We start from the raw sequence: 15,204 nt of genomic DNA, 5'->3' as shown, positions 1-15,204 counted from the left end.
CCGCCGTGTTGCACAAAAAACGGAACCTTATTTAGACGAATGTTCTAAAGCGCATTGACCGGCATCACACCAACGCAATGGCATCACCGCGTCTTGGCGCGCCCCCCTTTTTCCCATACAACTCTTCAATGCCGTTGATCACTGCCACGGAGTGCCCGGTGCGATTGACCATGCCGAGCGTGCCATTTGCCAGTGTACTGACCGGCACGTTCTTCATATGTGCCTTCAAACCTAACCGCAGGAACCCCTCTCCCGCACCTCTCTCATCTTCCCCATCATTGAGGCTGCGAACCGCCGCACTAAAACTTCGCTTGGCAGTGCCGTCATTGTTTTCCATCTGCGCCCGCTTGGCGCTTACCGCAAACAAAAAGTGAGCATCCTTGAGCATTTCCTTATCGCGGCCGACAAACTTTGCGCCGCGAATGCCCTCGGCCAACTCCTGACGGCTTAACGTGAGAGCAAATCCGTCACGCATGGTGACCTGGTAACCCTCGGCTATTTTTTTAACCTCTTTATAAATATCCGTCGGGCTCTGGCCAAACTTCACCATCGCCGCCTTGATAGCCGAGACCGTCACACAGTTACCATCAGGCCCCTGGCGGAACCCACCCCAGATATCATCGGCCTTGGCCCCACCCCGCTTGCTGGAAAGATCCGGAAGATGAGTTGCCTGGGGATCAGGCATTGGCGTGTCCGGTTTCGGCACGACTTGCGGCTGGGGCACGGGCGTAGTGTCACGCGCAACGTTGGCGCTCTTGTCCGACAGCAGGCTTTGTAACTGGGTAAAAAACCGGGTGAACATTTCAAGCAAGTTGTTAAGTAGCTGTGAACTCTGCTCCGTATCACGGACACCGCCCTGGGCGTTATCGTCACGGGATAAAGCGTTGCTGGTCGCAAAACTTATCCCCCTCGAAGCGTTATTCGCTGTCACTGCCACACCCGGCTCATGCTGCAAGTACTCAGGCTTTATAACCACCCCACTGTTAATCGCCATACCAGTCATACACTCACCTCTATTTACACAGTGCTCCCCGGCGTAACCAAGCACAGGGAGCAACCGCTTTCAGTTAGTTATGTAAATCTGTCAGGGGTTTACGCCTTCGTCCGGCGACCGGTATCAACCCGCCAATCGTTATCGAACCGGTTCCGGCTACGCCGATTGAAGACCTCGTTCGAACGGTCTTCGGCGGGCCCCGGAGCCGTCAAATCCGTCTCCGGCGCAGGGAGCACGTCTGGCGTCACTTCGGGCTGCGGCACTATTGGCGTTTTTGGATCGACTTCGGACTTAACGGGAGGCTGTGGAATGACTGGCGTTTTGTTGTCGATGGCGGGTTTTAACGGCGGCCGTGGCACCACCGGGATTTTGGCGTCGACCGTGGGTGTAACCGGCAGGTGCGGCACTACCACGGTTTTGCCATCGACGTCTTGCGTGACTGTCGTGTGGGGGGCCACTTTCGTCTCAGGGTGAGGGCAGTGGCAGTTAAGCACCTGAACGGTCAGGTTAATATCATTCGTCAGCTTATTCTGCTGCTCTGCATCCGGCCTGACATTTGGCACAGGGGCTGGAACCACTTTCGGTTGAGGGTTGCCCTCTGGCATCACCTTCGGCAGGACTTTGGCGTCCGGTTCTACTTTGGGCGCTGGGCCTGGGACTACCTTCGGTTGTGGATTCGACTCTGGCATCACCCTCGGCAGGACACTGGCGTCCGGTACGTCCTTCGGCCCCGGCCCCGGCCCCGGGCCGGGGCCGGGGCCGGGGCCGGGGCCGGGGATTACCCTGGGTTGAGGGCTGGCTTCCGGCATCACCTTCGACTGCGGGCCTGTCTCTGGCGGCACTTTAGGTAAAGGGGCAGCATCAAGCTCCCGCTTGGGTTGCCCCCCCTGGGCCGCCAACATGCTGCGTATGGCCTTGAAGGCAAAGTCAAACATCTCAAACAACTTCTCCAGGGCATCCTTGCTTACCGTAACGTTACTGTCTTTTGGCCCTAAATCATTATTACGGATCACGGTAGTGGATAAACCATTGAGCGTCTGGTTATCGCGAGACTTATTAACCACCTGCTCTCGATCCAATGGACGATAGTCAGTATTCATGGGCACAGTAGTATTAATCGACAGATTAGACATGGACTCATCCTTATTCGGCGCTCCTCTGAACCGGCGGGCGGTGCAGGGAACCCGTGTCTTCAATGGGAAGTAAAAACATGCACGAGTGTTGGCACTCCCTACTTTCGTGGGATGTGAGGTAATTGAGTTCCGATAATCGGGCTTCACATAAGGAAACCATAAGGCGAGCAGAGACTTTCTCCTATGGACATCCATAGAAAAGTCGTGTCCAGCCTCACCCTGTACGAAAACGCGCCCGATACATAGAGCAACAGTCAGTACTGCACGCAATTTAATGAAATCACGGATCCCAAATAAAACGGCGAACCTGTGTTAATTGCCACGCGCGCAAATACTTCAGCCCGGCCGGATCAACCTACTACGTGTAAAAATCCGGCATTACTAAAACCCGAAAAACAAAACAACTTACACATATAAAGAAACCACTCCACACAAAGAATACTTTCGCCACACCGACAACCACCCAGTTACTTCAAGCATTCACGCGCGAGGGTAATTTCAAGCAAAAAAAAGGGGCGCCCGAGGCGCCCCTGAAATAAACAATGAAACTTCTATATATATAAACTTAATCTTGCAACACCAACGCCTCAGGCCGCTGACCGGGCATCCCCAGCAATCGCCCCACTTGCTCCAAGTCAGTTTCCCGGCGCATCGCCGTAAATAACTCCACCGCCTCGGGGTAGTTGCGGGTCAGCATGGCCAGCCACTGCTTCAAACGACCCGGCGCCTGGCGCTCGGTCAGTTGCTCCACCGATTGCCGCCAGAACTCATGCAGCATTGGCTGCATCTGCGCCCAAGTCATCTCCACCACTTCTTCGCCCGCACGAGCAGCCGCAATCTGCCGGGCCAGGTCCGGGCGAGCCACCAGGCCGCGGCCGAGCATGATGTCTTCGACGCCGCTGATCTCGCGGCAACGCAGCCAGTCTTCAACGCTCCAGATATCGCCGTTGGCGAACACCGGCACCTTGACCACCTCCTGCACACGCGGGATCCACTCCCAGTGCGCCGGCGGCTTGTAGCCGTCGGTCTTGGTGCGCGCATGCACCACGATATGCGCCGCACCGCCTTCAGCCAGGGCGGTGGCGCACACCAGGGCACCGTCCGGGCTGTCGAAGCCCAGGCGCATCTTCGCGGTAACGGGAATATGCGCAGGCACGGCGCGCCGTACGTGCTCGACGATCTGGTTGAGCAGCTCCGGCTCCTTGAGCAGCACCGCGCCGCCACGGGACTTGTTGACGGTCTTGGCCGGGCAGCCGAAGTTGAGGTCGATCACCTGGGAGCCCAGCTCGCAGGCCAGGGCGGCGTTTTCGGCGAGGCACACCGGGTCTGAACCCAGTAACTGCACGCGCAGCGGTACGCCGGCAGCGGTTTTGGCACCGTGCAGCAATTCAGGGGCGAGCTTGTGGAAGTACGCAGGCGTGAGCAGGCGGTCGTTGACCCGGATGAACTCGGTCACGCACCAATCAATACCGCCAACCCGGGTCAGCACGTCCCGCAGGATGTTGTCGACCAACCCCTCCATGGGCGCCAAAGCAATTTGCATGGAAAACACTCAACGAAAAACGTGGCGCAGTTTACGGGTTTCAGGCGCCGGAGGGTAATTCGCCTTGCAGCGCAGGGCCGTAACCCTCAAGAAATTCCGACGGCATGCGCTTGGGCTTGCCGCTGGACAGCTCGATGCAGACAAAGGTGGTTTGCGCTCGCAGCAAGGTGGCACCGTCACGCGGGCGCACCAGTTGGAAGCGTCGGGTCATTTTCAGCCGCTGGTCCCAGTCGACGATCCAGGTGGCCAACTGCAGCTCGTCGCCTTCGTAGCCCGCCGCGAGGTAATCGATCTCATGGCGCACCACAGCCATGGCGCGGTCCAGCCGGCGATACTCGGTGAGGTCCAGCCCCAGGCGCTGGGAGTGGCGCCAGGCGCAGCGTTCCAGCCAGGACACGTACACGGCGTTGTTGGCGTGCCCCAGCCCGTCGATGTCTTCGGTACCGACCTGAAGATCGATGATAAACGGCGTTGCCAAGTCCCAGCCCATGCGGTGCTCCCGGTCGATTAATGTCGGCGGGGAGCAGTGTAACCCATGGTTCAGGCGGTTTGGCGTTCCGGCACGTGGCGACCGGCCAGCAGTGCCAGTACGCCTTCGATCACGCGCGGGTCTGCCAGCACCTTCTGGTGCCCTCCCTGCTCCAGGCGCAGCAGGCGGCTGTCGAACCACGCGTCATGGATCACCTGGCAGGCTTTGACCGAGACGAAGGTGTCGTCTTCGGCGTGCACGATCAGGCCCGGGATGTTCATTTGATAGTGAGCGACGTCGAGGTGCTTGAGCGGCATGCCCATCGTCAGTTCGACCTGCTGGATAAACGCCGAACGCGCCCGTGCCGGCAAACCGACCATGCCGGCAAAGCCGCGCAATACGTCGAGAAACCGCGAAGGTGCGGCGATGCTGACCAGCGCCTCGGTGCGCAACCCCAACTGCACCGCCAACATCGCACTGGCGCCGCCCATGGAGTGGCCGACGACAGCGTGCAACGGTGGCAGCTCGGCGGCCGCTTCCAGCATGGCGCGAGCAAACAGCAGCACATGGGCCTCACGCCCAGGCGAGCGACCATGGGCCGGACCGTCCAGGGCAATCACCGAATAACCCGCCTCCACCAATGCAGTGATCAGGCTGGCGAATTGCGTTGGGCGCCCTTCCCAACCGTGCATCAACAACACGGCCGGGCCCTGGCCCCATTTCAGCGCCGACAAGCCGAAACGCAAGGTGATGCGCTCCGATTGCGCCAGCAGCGGCAGCTCCCAGTCACGGGGCGGCAGATCCCGGGGCGTCATGAATGCCCGACGCATCTTGCTGGCGACGGTTTGCGGCGCCAGCCGGCCCAAGGTGCCATTGACGCCACGAATCCAGTTCAACGTGCCCATCGCTCATTCCTCAGGCCAGAAGCCGTTCTTAACGCACTGCGGACTTGGCCGCGCGCAACACACGATCCGACAATTCGCCCGGGCCCAGGGCGCGGGCCAGCGACAAGCCGCCGATCATCAGCGCCATGTCGGCCAAGGCCTTGTCGGTGTCTTCGGGGCTGGCAGCCAGCTGGGCAGCCATCAATTCGCAATGCTCGTTCAGGGCGTGGCGGAACTCGTCTGGCAAGCGGCTCATCTCGCCCACGGTGGACGGAATAGGGCACGCCTGGGAAGTGGAGTCGCGGTGTTTGCGCGACAGGTAGAACGCTGCCACCAGGGCACGGCGCTCCTCGCCGGTCAGCGTCGAGTCCATGTCTTCAACAGCGGCACGACGCCGGGCCAGCAACGCGGTGAAGGCCTCCAGCATCAACGCATCCTTGCTTTCAAAGTGCGCGTAGAAACCACCGACGGTGAGCCCCGCGGCGCCCATCACTTCGCCAACACTTGGTTCGGCCGGGCCACGCTGGATCAAGGCGGCGCCGGCAGCTTGCAGAATACGTTCGCGGGTTTGTGCTTTTTTATCGTTCATCGTTGCCTCCGAATCTCATGCTTCGAATATTATTACCATAATAATATTTCGCAAGCCACCGGCATGACCATTGGTCAGAAGAACAGAGCGGGAAGAGAAAGGAGGGATTAGCCAAACGCCAGACAAACAAAAGGGCCATTCAATAATTGAATGACCCTTAAAAATCCCGCAGAGCGGGTAATCGTGGCGTCCCCTAGGGGACTCGAACCCCTGTTACCGCCGTGAAAGGGCGGTGTCCTAGGCCACTAGACGAAGGGGACACAAACCTTCTGTACAACTGATCAGCGCTGAGAACTGATCGATTCAAGGACGGTGTGGCCAGACCTTGAACCTGTAAATTGGTGGAGCTAAACGGGATCGAACCGTTGACCTCTTGCATGCCATGCAAGCGCTCTCCCAGCTGAGCTATAGCCCCGGATTTTTCGCCTCGCGGCGCAGCAGACCTTTCGAACTGCTTGTTGAAACTGGCGTCCCCTAGGGGACTCGAACCCCTGTTACCGCCGTGAAAGGGCGGTGTCCTAGGCCACTAGACGAAGGGGACACAAACCTTCTGTACAACATGATCAGCGCTGAGAACTGATCGATTCAAGGACGGTGTGGCCAGACCTTGAACCTGTAAATTGGTGGAGCTAAACGGGATCGAACCGTTGACCTCTTGCATGCCATGCAAGCGCTCTCCCAGCTGAGCTATAGCCCCTCGTCGGTGAGGACGGGGCGAATCTTAATGGCGTATTCGAAACGTGTCAAATTTATTTTCAACAATTTTCAAAATTTTTTGCCGAGATAACAATCACTTACCGAGCAAAACCCGGAAAACCGGGGTTTGGCCGTTACAACAGTGTGCTTAAGCGATAGCGCCCAGCAGCTTTTCCCATTCCTTGTTTTCTTTCTTCGACACACCACCAAGCAAATCAAGGGCTTGGCGCAGACGGAAACGCGTCAGGTCCGGGCCCAGGATTTCCATCGCGTCGAGTACGGAGACCGAACTGGCCTGCCCGGTGATCGCGGCAAACATCAGGGGCATGGCATCGCGCAGTTTCAATTCCAGGGATTCAACCACCGCCTGGATCGTCGCGGTGATTGCATCCTTCTCCCACTGGCGCAGGCTTTCGAGCTTCCACAGGATCAACTGCATCAACTGGCGAACCTGGTCACCCGAGAGCTTCTTCGACTCAAACAGCTTGGGATCCGGGTTCACGCCACCGGCAAAGAAGAAACTCGCCAACGGTGCCACCTGGCTGAACGTCTCTACCCTGCCCTGCACCAGCGGCGCGATCTTCATCATGTACTCGGGGTTCAACGCCCACTGCTGCACGCGGCTGGCGAACTCTTCCACCGGCAGGTCACGCAGCCACTGGCCGTTGAGCCACGAGAGTTTCTCGATGTCGAAGATCGGCCCGCCGAGGGACACGCGGGACAAGTCGAAGTTATCGACCATTTCCTGCAGCGAGAACTTCTCGCGCTCGTCCGGCATCGACCAGCCCATGCGGCCCAGGTAATTGAGCATCGCTTCCGGCATGAAGCCCATGCGCTCGTAGAAGGTCACCGAGGTCGGGTTCTTGCGCTTGGACAGCTTGCTCTTGTCCGGGTTACGCAGCAGCGGCATGTAGCACAGCTGCGGTTGTTCCCAGCCGAAGTACTCGTACAGCAGGATCAGTTTCGGCGCAGACGGCAGCCACTCTTCGCCACGCAGCACGTGGGTGATGCCCATCAGGTGATCGTCGACCACGTTGGCCAGGAAGTACGTCGGCAGGCCGTCGGTCTTCATCAGCACTTGCATGTCCATGCGGTCCCACGGGATCTCGACGTCGCCGCGCAGCATGTCCGGCACCACGCACACGCCTTCGCTCGGCACCTTCATGCGGATAACGTGCGGCTCGCCGGCGGCCAGGCGCCGGGCCACTTCTTCTTTCGACAGCAGCAGCGCGCGGCCGTCATAGCGCGGGGTTTCGCCACGAGCCTGTTGCTCGGCGCGCATCTGGTCCAGCTCTTCGGCGGTGCAGAAGCACGGGAAGGCGTGGCCCATGTCGACCAACTGCTGGGTGTACTGCTTGTAGATGTCGCTGCGCTCGCTCTGGCGATACGGGCCGTGGGGGCCGCCGACGTCCGGGCCTTCGGCCCAGGTAATGCCCAACCAGCGCAGGGCATCGAAAATCTGCTGTTCCGACTCACGGGTGGAACGCAGTTGATCGGTGTCTTCGATCCGCAGGATGAATTCACCGCCATGCTGCTTGGCAAAGCAGTAGTTGAACAAGGCGATGTAAGCAGTACCTACGTGGGGATCCCCAGTAGGCGATGGCGCAATGCGCGTGCGGACGGTGGTCATGGCGGGTCTCGAATTGGCGATAAAACTGAAAATGAAACAAGGGGCGAATGGTAACAGCCCCAAGCCCTTGGGCTCCAGCGTGGGGAGGCGAACAAAGGGCATATGAGACAAGCTCCGGTCTCAAGACTCGACATGGCTATTTGCCAGACCGTTCGCTGGCTATATTCCATTACCTTTTGTTACCGACATGATCGCCATGCCTGCCCCGCTCAAACGCCGCCTGTTTATCTTCCTGTTTATCGTGGTCCTGATCGCCGCGGGCTTTTTCGCCCAGTGGTTCTTCAAGGGCCGCTTTTATGAAAGCACCGACAACGCCTACGTCCAGGGCGAAATCACCCGGGTCTCCAGCCAACTGGGCGCGCGCATCGTCGAGGTCATGGTCGGTGATAACGAACACGTGGAAAAAGGCCAACTGCTGGTCAGACTCGAAGGCGACGACTTCCACCTCGCCGTCGACCGCGCCAACGCCGCCCTGGCCATGCGCGAAGCCGAGCGCGTGCAGGCCCAGAGCAAACTCACCCAGCAAGCCAGCCTGATTGCCGCCAGTGAAGCCAAGGTGTCCTCCAGCCAGGCCACCCTCGGCCGCTCGCAGATCGACCTGAACCGCGCGCAAACCTTGCGCAAGCCCGGCTACGTCTCGGAAGAACGGGTGACCACCCTCGACGCCGACAACCATATCGCCCGTTCCCAGGTGACCATGGCCCAGGCCGACCTGCAGGGCCAGCGCCAGCAGGTCAACGCACTGAACGCCGAGATCAAGCGCCTCGACGCGATGATCGCCAACGCCAGGACCGACCTGGCCCAGGCCGAACTGAACCTGACCCGCAGCGAAATCCACGCGCCCATCAGCGGCCTGATCGGCCAGCGTGCCGCGCGCAATGGCCAATACGTACAGGCCGGCGCCTACCTGCTGTCGATCGTCCCCGACCAGGACATCTGGGTGCAGGCCAACTTCAAGGAAACCCAGATCGGCCACATGCAGCCCGGGCAAACCGCCGAGCTGACGTTTGATGCCTACGGCGACACCCCGATCGAAGGCCGCGTCGCCAACCTGTTCGGGGCCTCCGGCGCGCAATTCAGCCTGCTGCCGCCGGACAATGCCACGGGCAACTTCACCAAGGTCGTACAACGGATTCCGGTCAAACTGACCTTCGCCGCTGACAACCCGCTGCAAGGCAAGATCCGCCCGGGCATGTCGGTAACGGTCAAAGTGAACATCCAAGACCCGCACGATGGCCGGTGATCAACTGCTGCCGCCGGTCGGCGAACCGACCCGGCGCGACTGGATCGCGGTGATGAGCGTGATGCTCGGCGCCTTTATGGCGGTGCTCGACATCCAGATCACCAACTCTTCCCTCAAGGATATCCAGGGCGCGCTGTCGGCCACTCTGGAAGAAGGCTCGTGGATTTCCACCTCCTACCTTGTGGCCGAAATCATCATGATCCCCCTCACCGCCTGGCTGGTGCAGCTGTTGTCGGCACGCCGGCTGGCGGTGTGGGTGTCGGGCGGGTTCCTGATCGCCTCGCTGATGTGCTCCATGGCCTGGAGCCTGGAAAGCATGATCGTGTTCCGCGCCTTGCAGGGCTTTACCGGCGGTGCTCTGATCCCGCTGGCATTCACCCTCACCCTGATCAAGTTGCCAGAACACCACCGCCCCAAAGGCATGGCCATGTTCGCCATGACCGCCACCTTCGCCCCCTCCATCGGGCCGACCATTGGCGGCTGGCTCACCGAGAACTGGGGCTGGGAATACATCTTCTACATCAACATCCCGCCGGGCCTGATCATGATCGCCGGGCTGTTGTATGGGCTGGAGAAAAAGGCGTCCAACTGGGACCTGCTCAAAAGCACCGACTACCTCGGCATCGTCACCATGGCCGTGGGCCTTGGGTGTTTGCAGGTGTTCCTGGAAGAAGGCCATCGCAAAGACTGGCTGGAATCGAGCCTGATCCTCAGCCTGGGCACCGTCGCCCTGCTGAGCCTGATCACTTTTGTGATAGTGCAGATGTCCAAGCCAAACCCGCTGATCAACCTGCGCATCCTCGGCAATCGCAACTTCGGGCTGTCGAGTATTTCGAGCCTGGGGATGGGCGTGGGGTTATACGGCTCGATTTATCTGCTGCCGCTGTACCTGGCACAGATCCAGAACTACAACGCCCTGCAAATCGGCGAAGTGATCATGTGGATGGGGGTTCCGCAGCTGTTTTTGATTCCGCTGGTGCCCAAGCTGATGAAATACGTGTCGCCCAAGTGGCTGTGCACCCTGGGGTTCGGGCTGTTCGGATTGGCGAGTTTTTCGTCGGGGGTGCTCAACCCGGACTTTGCCGGGGACCAGTTCAACCGGATCCAGATCATCCGCGCGCTCGGGCAACCGTTGATCATGGTGACGATTTCGTTGATTGCCACGGCGTACATCCTGCCGAAGGACGCCGGGTCGGCGTCGAGCCTGTTCAATATCCTGCGAAACCTCGGTGGGGCGATCGGGATCGCGCTGCTGGCGACGCTGCTGGATGCGCGCACCAAGACCTACTTTGATTATCTGCGGGAGGCGATTGTGCCGACCAACCCGCAGGTGGCGGAGCGGATGGCGACGTTGACCGAGAAGTTTGGGAGTGAGACGGCGGCGTTGGGCAAGTTGAGTGAGATAGCGCATCAGCAGGCGCAGATCATGGCCTACAACGATGCGTTTCACTTTGTGGGGTTGGCGCTGGGGATCAGCATGGTGGCGATCTTGTTGACCAAGGCGTTGCCGGCGGGGCTCAAGGCCGGGGAAGCCCACTGAATAACTGTGTACACCAAACCTGTGGTGAGGGGGCTTGTCCCCCGTTGGGCTGCGCAGCAGCCCCTGTAAGAATCACCGCAGTCTTTCAGGCAGAACCGGGTAAGCAGGTTTTGGGGCCGCTTCGCAGCCCAACGGGGGACAAGCCCCCTCACCACAGAAGCTGCATCGCTGCAAATCAGACAGCCAACAGACGCTCGCGCAACTTGCCAATCTCATCGCGCATCTGCGCCGCCGCTTCAAACTCCAGGTCGCGCGCCAACTGGTACATCTTCTCTTCCAACTGGCGAATACGCTTGGTGATCTCGCTCGGCGAACGCAATTCGGCTTCGTACTTGGCGTTCTCCTCGGCCGCCTTGGCCATGCCCTTGCGCTTCTTGCTGCGCGAGCCCGGCACGGTGGCGCCTTCCATGATGTCGGCCACATCCTTGAACACGCCCTTCGGTGTGATGCCGTTCGCAAGGTTGTAGGCAATCTGCTTGTCGCGACGACGCTCGGTCTCGCCAATCGCGCGCTCCATGGAACCGGTGATCCGGTCCGCATACAGAATCGCCCGGCCATTGAGGTTACGCGCCGCGCGGCCAATGGTCTGGATCAACGAGCGCTCGGAACGCAGGAAGCCCTCCTTGTCGGCATCCAGAATCGCCACCAGGGACACTTCCGGCATATCCAGACCTTCGCGCAGCAGGTTGATACCCACCAGCACATCAAAGGTGCCCAGGCGCAGGTCGCGGATGATTTCCACGCGTTCCACGGTGTCGATGTCCGAGTGCAAATAACGCACACGCACGCCGTGGTCGGCCAGGTAATCGGTCAAATCTTCAGACATGCGCTTGGTCAGCGTGGTGACCAGCACCCGCTCTTCCAGGGCCACACGCTTGGTGATTTCCGACAGCAAGTCGTCCACCTGAGTCAGCGCCGGGCGGATTTCGATTTGCGGGTCCACCAGGCCGGTCGGGCGCACCAATTGTTCAATCACACGCCCGGCATGTTCGGCCTCGTAGTTGCCCGGGGTGGCCGAGACAAAAATCGTCTGCGGGCTGATGCCTTCGAACTCGTCGAAACGCATCGGCCGGTTATCCAGCGCCGACGGCAGGCGGAAGCCGTATTCCACCAGCGTTTCTTTACGCGAACGGTCACCTTTGTACATCGCGCCCACCTGCGGCACGCTGACGTGGGACTCGTCGATCACCAGCAAGGCGTCATCCGGCAGGTAATCAAACAGGGTGGGCGGCGCCTGGCCGGACTCGCGGCCCGAGAGGTAGCGCGAGTAGTTTTCGATGCCGTTGCAGTAGCCCAGCTCGAGGATCATCTCCAGGTCAAAGCGGGTGCGCTGCTCCAGGCGCTGGGCTTCCACCAGCTTGTTGTTGGAGCGCAGGTATTCCAGGCGCTCCACCAGTTCGCTCTTGATGCCCTCGATGGCGCCCATCAGGGTTTCACGCGGGGTCACGTAGTGGCTTTTCGGGTAGAAGGTGAAGCGCGGCAGTTTGCGGATCACTTCGCCGGTCAAAGGGTCGAACGCCGACAGGCTCTCGACTTCATCATCGAACAGCTCGATGCGGATCGCTTCCAGGTCGGATTCCGCCGGGTAGATGTCGATCACATCCCCACGCACGCGGAAGCTCGCCCGGGCGAAATCCATGTCGTTGCGGGTGTATTGCAGGCTCGTCAGGCGGCGCAGCAGTTCGCGCTGGTCGAGTTTGTCGCCACGGTCGACGTGCAGCACCATCTTCAAATAGGTTTCCGGGCTGCCCAGGCCGTAGATGCACGACACCGTGGTGACGATGATCGCGTCCTTGCGCTCCAGCAGCGCCTTGGTCGCCGACAGCCGCATCTGCTCGATGTGGTCGTTGATCGAGGCGTCTTTCTCGATAAAGGTGTCGGACGACGGCACGTAGGCTTCCGGCTGGTAGTAGTCGTAGTAGGAAACGAAGTACTCCACCGCGTTGTTCGGGAAGAACGCCTTGAACTCGCCATACAACTGCGCGGCCAGGGTCTTGTTCGGCGCCAGCACCAGGGTCGGGCGGTTCACCTGGGCGATCACGTTGGCAATGCTGAAGGTCTTGCCGGAGCCGGTCACCCCGAGCAAGGTCTGGTGCGCCAGGCCGGCCTCGATGCCCTCGACCATCAGGCGGATGGCTTCCGGTTGATCGCCGGCGGGCTCGAAGCGGGTGACTAGCTGGAAATCCGACATAACGTACCTCTTGAGTCACCCCGGGGCCGGAAAAAGCAGCGGGGACGAAAAAGACCGCGACCCGCGGCTGTTCGGCGCAGGTTGCAGGAAAAAACCATGATAGCTGTAGAAGTGGAGGCGAATGTGACGGGTTTCAAGGCAATCGTCCTACATGCCGTCGGCCACCAATGTTGCAATAAGACTAACGGTCGGTAAATAAACCGAAAAACTTGGCCGAAAAGCCGTTTCGGCTGTCGCCGTGAGCCCTGATGGCCTCTATACTAGCTCCCCGTTTGTGCACCGCTCTAGTGCATTCGGCTGGAGCGCGACACGTCCCTCCACTCTCTATAGAGCTGCCGCAAAAATGAGCCTGTTCTCCGCTGTCGAAATGGCACCACGCGATCCAATCCTGGGCCTCAACGAAGCATTCAACGCCGATACCCGAACCACCAAGGTCAACCTTGGCGTGGGCGTTTACTGCAACGAGGAGGGGAAGATTCCACTCTTGCGTGCCGTTGCCGAAGCGGAAGCCATTCGAGTGGCGCAACACGCCGCCCGTGGCTACTTGCCGATCGACGGTATCGTCGCCTACGACCAGGCCGTGCAAAAGCTGCTGTTCGGCGCTGAGTCGCCACTGATCAGCTCCGGCCGCGTAATCACCGCCCAGGCAGTCGGCGGCACCGGCGCCCTGAAAATCGGCGCTGACTTCCTCAAGCAACTGCTGCCCAACGCCGTCGTCGCCATCAGCGACCCGAGCTGGGAAAACCACCAGGCGCTGTTCGAAAAAGCCGGCTTCCCGGTACAGACCTATCGCTACTACGACGCCGCCACCCACGACGTCAACCGCGCCGGCCTGCTGGAAGACCTCAACGCCCTGCCGCCGCAGTCCATCGTCGTGCTGCACGCCTGCTGCCACAACCCGACCGGCGTCGACCTGAGCCCGGCCGACTGGCAACAAGTGCTGGACGTGGTCAAGGCGAAAAACCTCGTGCCGTTCCTCGACATGGCCTACCAGGGCTTTGGCGACGGCATCGACGAAGACGCCGCGGCCGTGCGCCTGTTTGCTGAATCGGGCCTGACTTTCTTTGTGTCCAGCTCGTTCTCCAAGTCGTTCTCGCTGTACGGCGAGCGCGTGGGCGCCCTGTCCATCGTCACCGACTCCAAGGAAGAAAGCGCGCGCATCCTGTCCCAGGTCAAGCGTGTGATCCGCACCAACTACTCCAACCCGCCGACCCACGGCGCGGCGATCGTGGCAGCGGTGCTGAACAACCCTGAGCTGCGCGCCCAGTGGGAAGCGGAACTGGCCGAAATGCGCCTGCGCATCCGCGGCATGCGCGAGCAGATGGTCGCTGACCTGGCCAAGGCTGCACCGGGCCACGACTTCAGCTTCGTCGGTCGCCAGCGCGGGATGTTCTCCTACTCCGGCCTGAACGTTGAGCAAGTGACCCACCTGCGCAGCGAGTTTGGTATCTACGCGCTGGACACTGGCCGCATCTGTGTGGCGGCGTTGAACCAGAAGAACATCGATGCTGTGACCAAGGCTATCGTTCAGGTGCTGTAAGCCTGTTGTGATGCACAAAAAGGGGAAGCCGGTGGCTTCCCCTTTTTGTTGCTGAAACACTCTTTTCTGAACACCGAACCTGTGGTGAGGGGGCTTGTCCCCCGTTGGGGCGCGAAGCGGCCCTAAAACCTGCCCCCGTGAACTTTCTGAATGAATGCGGTGCCTGAATCAGGGCCGCTTCGCGCCCCAGCGGGGGACAAGCCCCCTCACCACAGGATGGGTGGCTGCCTTGAGAAGTGGGTGGTGAGCCTTAAAAATTCGCTGCTTTCAGTCCGCTACCCCTAGACTGACAGCAAGACTGTCCCTTCCCCATGAGTACCCTATGAGAAACGACGACCTGGACCTGCGTGCCGACCGCGACGAACTGGACCACTTCACCCCGCGCCCAACCCCCGTCAAGCGCCAGAAAAGCCTGGTGCTGCAAGTCGCCCTCGGCGTGTTCCTCGGAGGCCTGGCGCTGTGGCTGGTGCAACTGGGCGCCGGCGCCCTGATGGCCAAGCTGGCTTTGGGCACCTTCCAGTTCGGCGGCTGACAAAGACCCAATGTGGGAGCCGTCGAGCTTCAGCGAGGCCGCGATAGCGGTGGGTCAGGCACCCTCAATGTCGACTGTACCGACGCCATCGCAGCCTCGCTGAAGCTCGACAGCTCCCACAGGGGATCTACTCCCGCCTTCAGTCCGCTCTCTTGTGGCCGGTGCAACTCGGTGCAAGCAGACACCCTGCAATTTGGCGGCCGACAAAGATCAAATGTGG

General features: G+C 60.3%; 12 protein-coding genes and 4 tRNA genes. 4 read left to right on the top strand and 12 right to left on the bottom strand.

The genetic code is table 11. The features are described from left to right. Positions 1–64: 64 nt before the first annotated feature. The 11 genes from P3C29_RS02275 to gltX all read right to left on the bottom strand — a co-directional run bounded on the left by P3C29_RS02275 (position 65) and on the right by gltX (position 7,938). Positions 65–1,003, bottom strand: a complete 939-nt coding sequence (locus P3C29_RS02275; protein WP_275963825.1) for a hypothetical protein — start codon at positions 1,001–1,003, stop codon at positions 65–67. Between the two features lie 89 nt (positions 1,004–1,092). Further along, positions 1,093–2,127 carry a hypothetical protein gene (locus tag P3C29_RS02270; protein ID WP_275963824.1) on the bottom strand — a complete coding sequence of 345 codons (1,035 nt, stop codon included), beginning with the start codon at positions 2,125–2,127 and terminating at the stop codon, positions 1,093–1,095. A 565-nt stretch (positions 2,128–2,692) separates the two neighbouring features. Then, positions 2,693–3,670, bottom strand: coding sequence for a tRNA-dihydrouridine synthase family protein (locus P3C29_RS02265; protein WP_275963823.1), 978 nt, complete (start codon positions 3,668–3,670; stop codon positions 2,693–2,695). Between the two features lie 40 nt (positions 3,671–3,710). Further along, the gene (locus tag P3C29_RS02260) at positions 3,711–4,160 is read right to left on the bottom strand and encodes a thioesterase family protein (RefSeq protein WP_169387636.1); all 450 of its coding nucleotides are present in this window, start codon (positions 4,158–4,160) and stop codon (positions 3,711–3,713) included. 50 nt (positions 4,161–4,210) lie between these two features. Next, the gene (locus P3C29_RS02255) at positions 4,211–5,044 is read right to left on the bottom strand and encodes an alpha/beta fold hydrolase (protein WP_275963822.1); all 834 of its coding nucleotides are present in this window, start codon (positions 5,042–5,044) and stop codon (positions 4,211–4,213) included. Positions 5,045–5,072: 28 nt separating this feature from the next. Next, entirely contained in the window at positions 5,073–5,612 is a 540-nt protein-coding gene (locus P3C29_RS02250; protein WP_275963821.1) for a TetR/AcrR family transcriptional regulator, read from the bottom strand. A gap of 184 nt (positions 5,613–5,796) precedes the next feature. Beyond that, a tRNA-Glu gene (locus P3C29_RS02245) sits at positions 5,797–5,872 on the bottom strand. 79 nt (positions 5,873–5,951) lie between these two features. After that, a tRNA-Ala gene (locus P3C29_RS02240) sits at positions 5,952–6,027 on the bottom strand. A gap of 50 nt (positions 6,028–6,077) precedes the next feature. Next, positions 6,078–6,153, bottom strand: a tRNA-Glu gene (locus P3C29_RS02235). An 80-nt stretch (positions 6,154–6,233) separates the two neighbouring features. Then, positions 6,234–6,309, bottom strand: a tRNA-Ala gene (locus P3C29_RS02230). A 147-nt stretch (positions 6,310–6,456) separates the two neighbouring features. Continuing rightward, positions 6,457–7,938 carry a glutamate--tRNA ligase gene (gene gltX / locus P3C29_RS02225; protein WP_025856465.1) on the bottom strand — a complete coding sequence of 494 codons (1,482 nt, stop codon included), beginning with the start codon at positions 7,936–7,938 and terminating at the stop codon, positions 6,457–6,459. 196 nt (positions 7,939–8,134) lie between these two features. On the opposite strand from gltX, the gene P3C29_RS02220 reads away from it, so the two are divergent. After that, positions 8,135–9,181, top strand: a complete 1,047-nt coding sequence (locus P3C29_RS02220) for an HlyD family secretion protein (protein WP_169387634.1) — start codon at positions 8,135–8,137, stop codon at positions 9,179–9,181. Positions 9,182–9,230: 49 nt separating this feature from the next. Next, entirely contained in the window at positions 9,231–10,721 is a 1,491-nt protein-coding gene (locus P3C29_RS02215) for an MDR family MFS transporter (RefSeq protein ID WP_201126138.1), read from the top strand. Between the two features lie 175 nt (positions 10,722–10,896). On the opposite strand, the gene uvrB is transcribed toward P3C29_RS02215, so the two are convergent. Then, positions 10,897–12,912 (bottom strand): excinuclease ABC subunit UvrB, encoded by a 2,016-nt coding sequence (gene uvrB, locus P3C29_RS02210; protein WP_275963820.1) that lies wholly within the window; start codon positions 12,910–12,912, stop codon positions 10,897–10,899. Positions 12,913–13,255: 343 nt separating this feature from the next. On the opposite strand from uvrB, the gene P3C29_RS02205 reads away from it, so the two are divergent. Together P3C29_RS02205 and P3C29_RS02200 are read left to right on the top strand one after the other, a co-directional pair. After that, the gene (locus tag P3C29_RS02205) at positions 13,256–14,452 is read left to right on the top strand and encodes an amino acid aminotransferase (RefSeq protein ID WP_275963819.1); all 1,197 of its coding nucleotides are present in this window, start codon (positions 13,256–13,258) and stop codon (positions 14,450–14,452) included. Between the two features lie 322 nt (positions 14,453–14,774). Then, a complete protein-coding gene (locus P3C29_RS02200; RefSeq protein ID WP_169387631.1) occupies positions 14,775–14,984 on the top strand; it encodes a hypothetical protein in 210 nt (69 codons plus the stop codon). Positions 14,985–15,204 lie beyond the last annotated feature (220 nt).

It is taken from the genome of Pseudomonas sp. 1912-s (assembly GCF_029269205.1).
Classification (GTDB): Bacteria; Pseudomonadota; Gammaproteobacteria; order Pseudomonadales; family Pseudomonadaceae; genus Aquipseudomonas.
The sequence above is the reverse complement of the archived record's forward strand: the minus strand, read 5'-3'. Positions and strand labels throughout refer to the sequence as shown.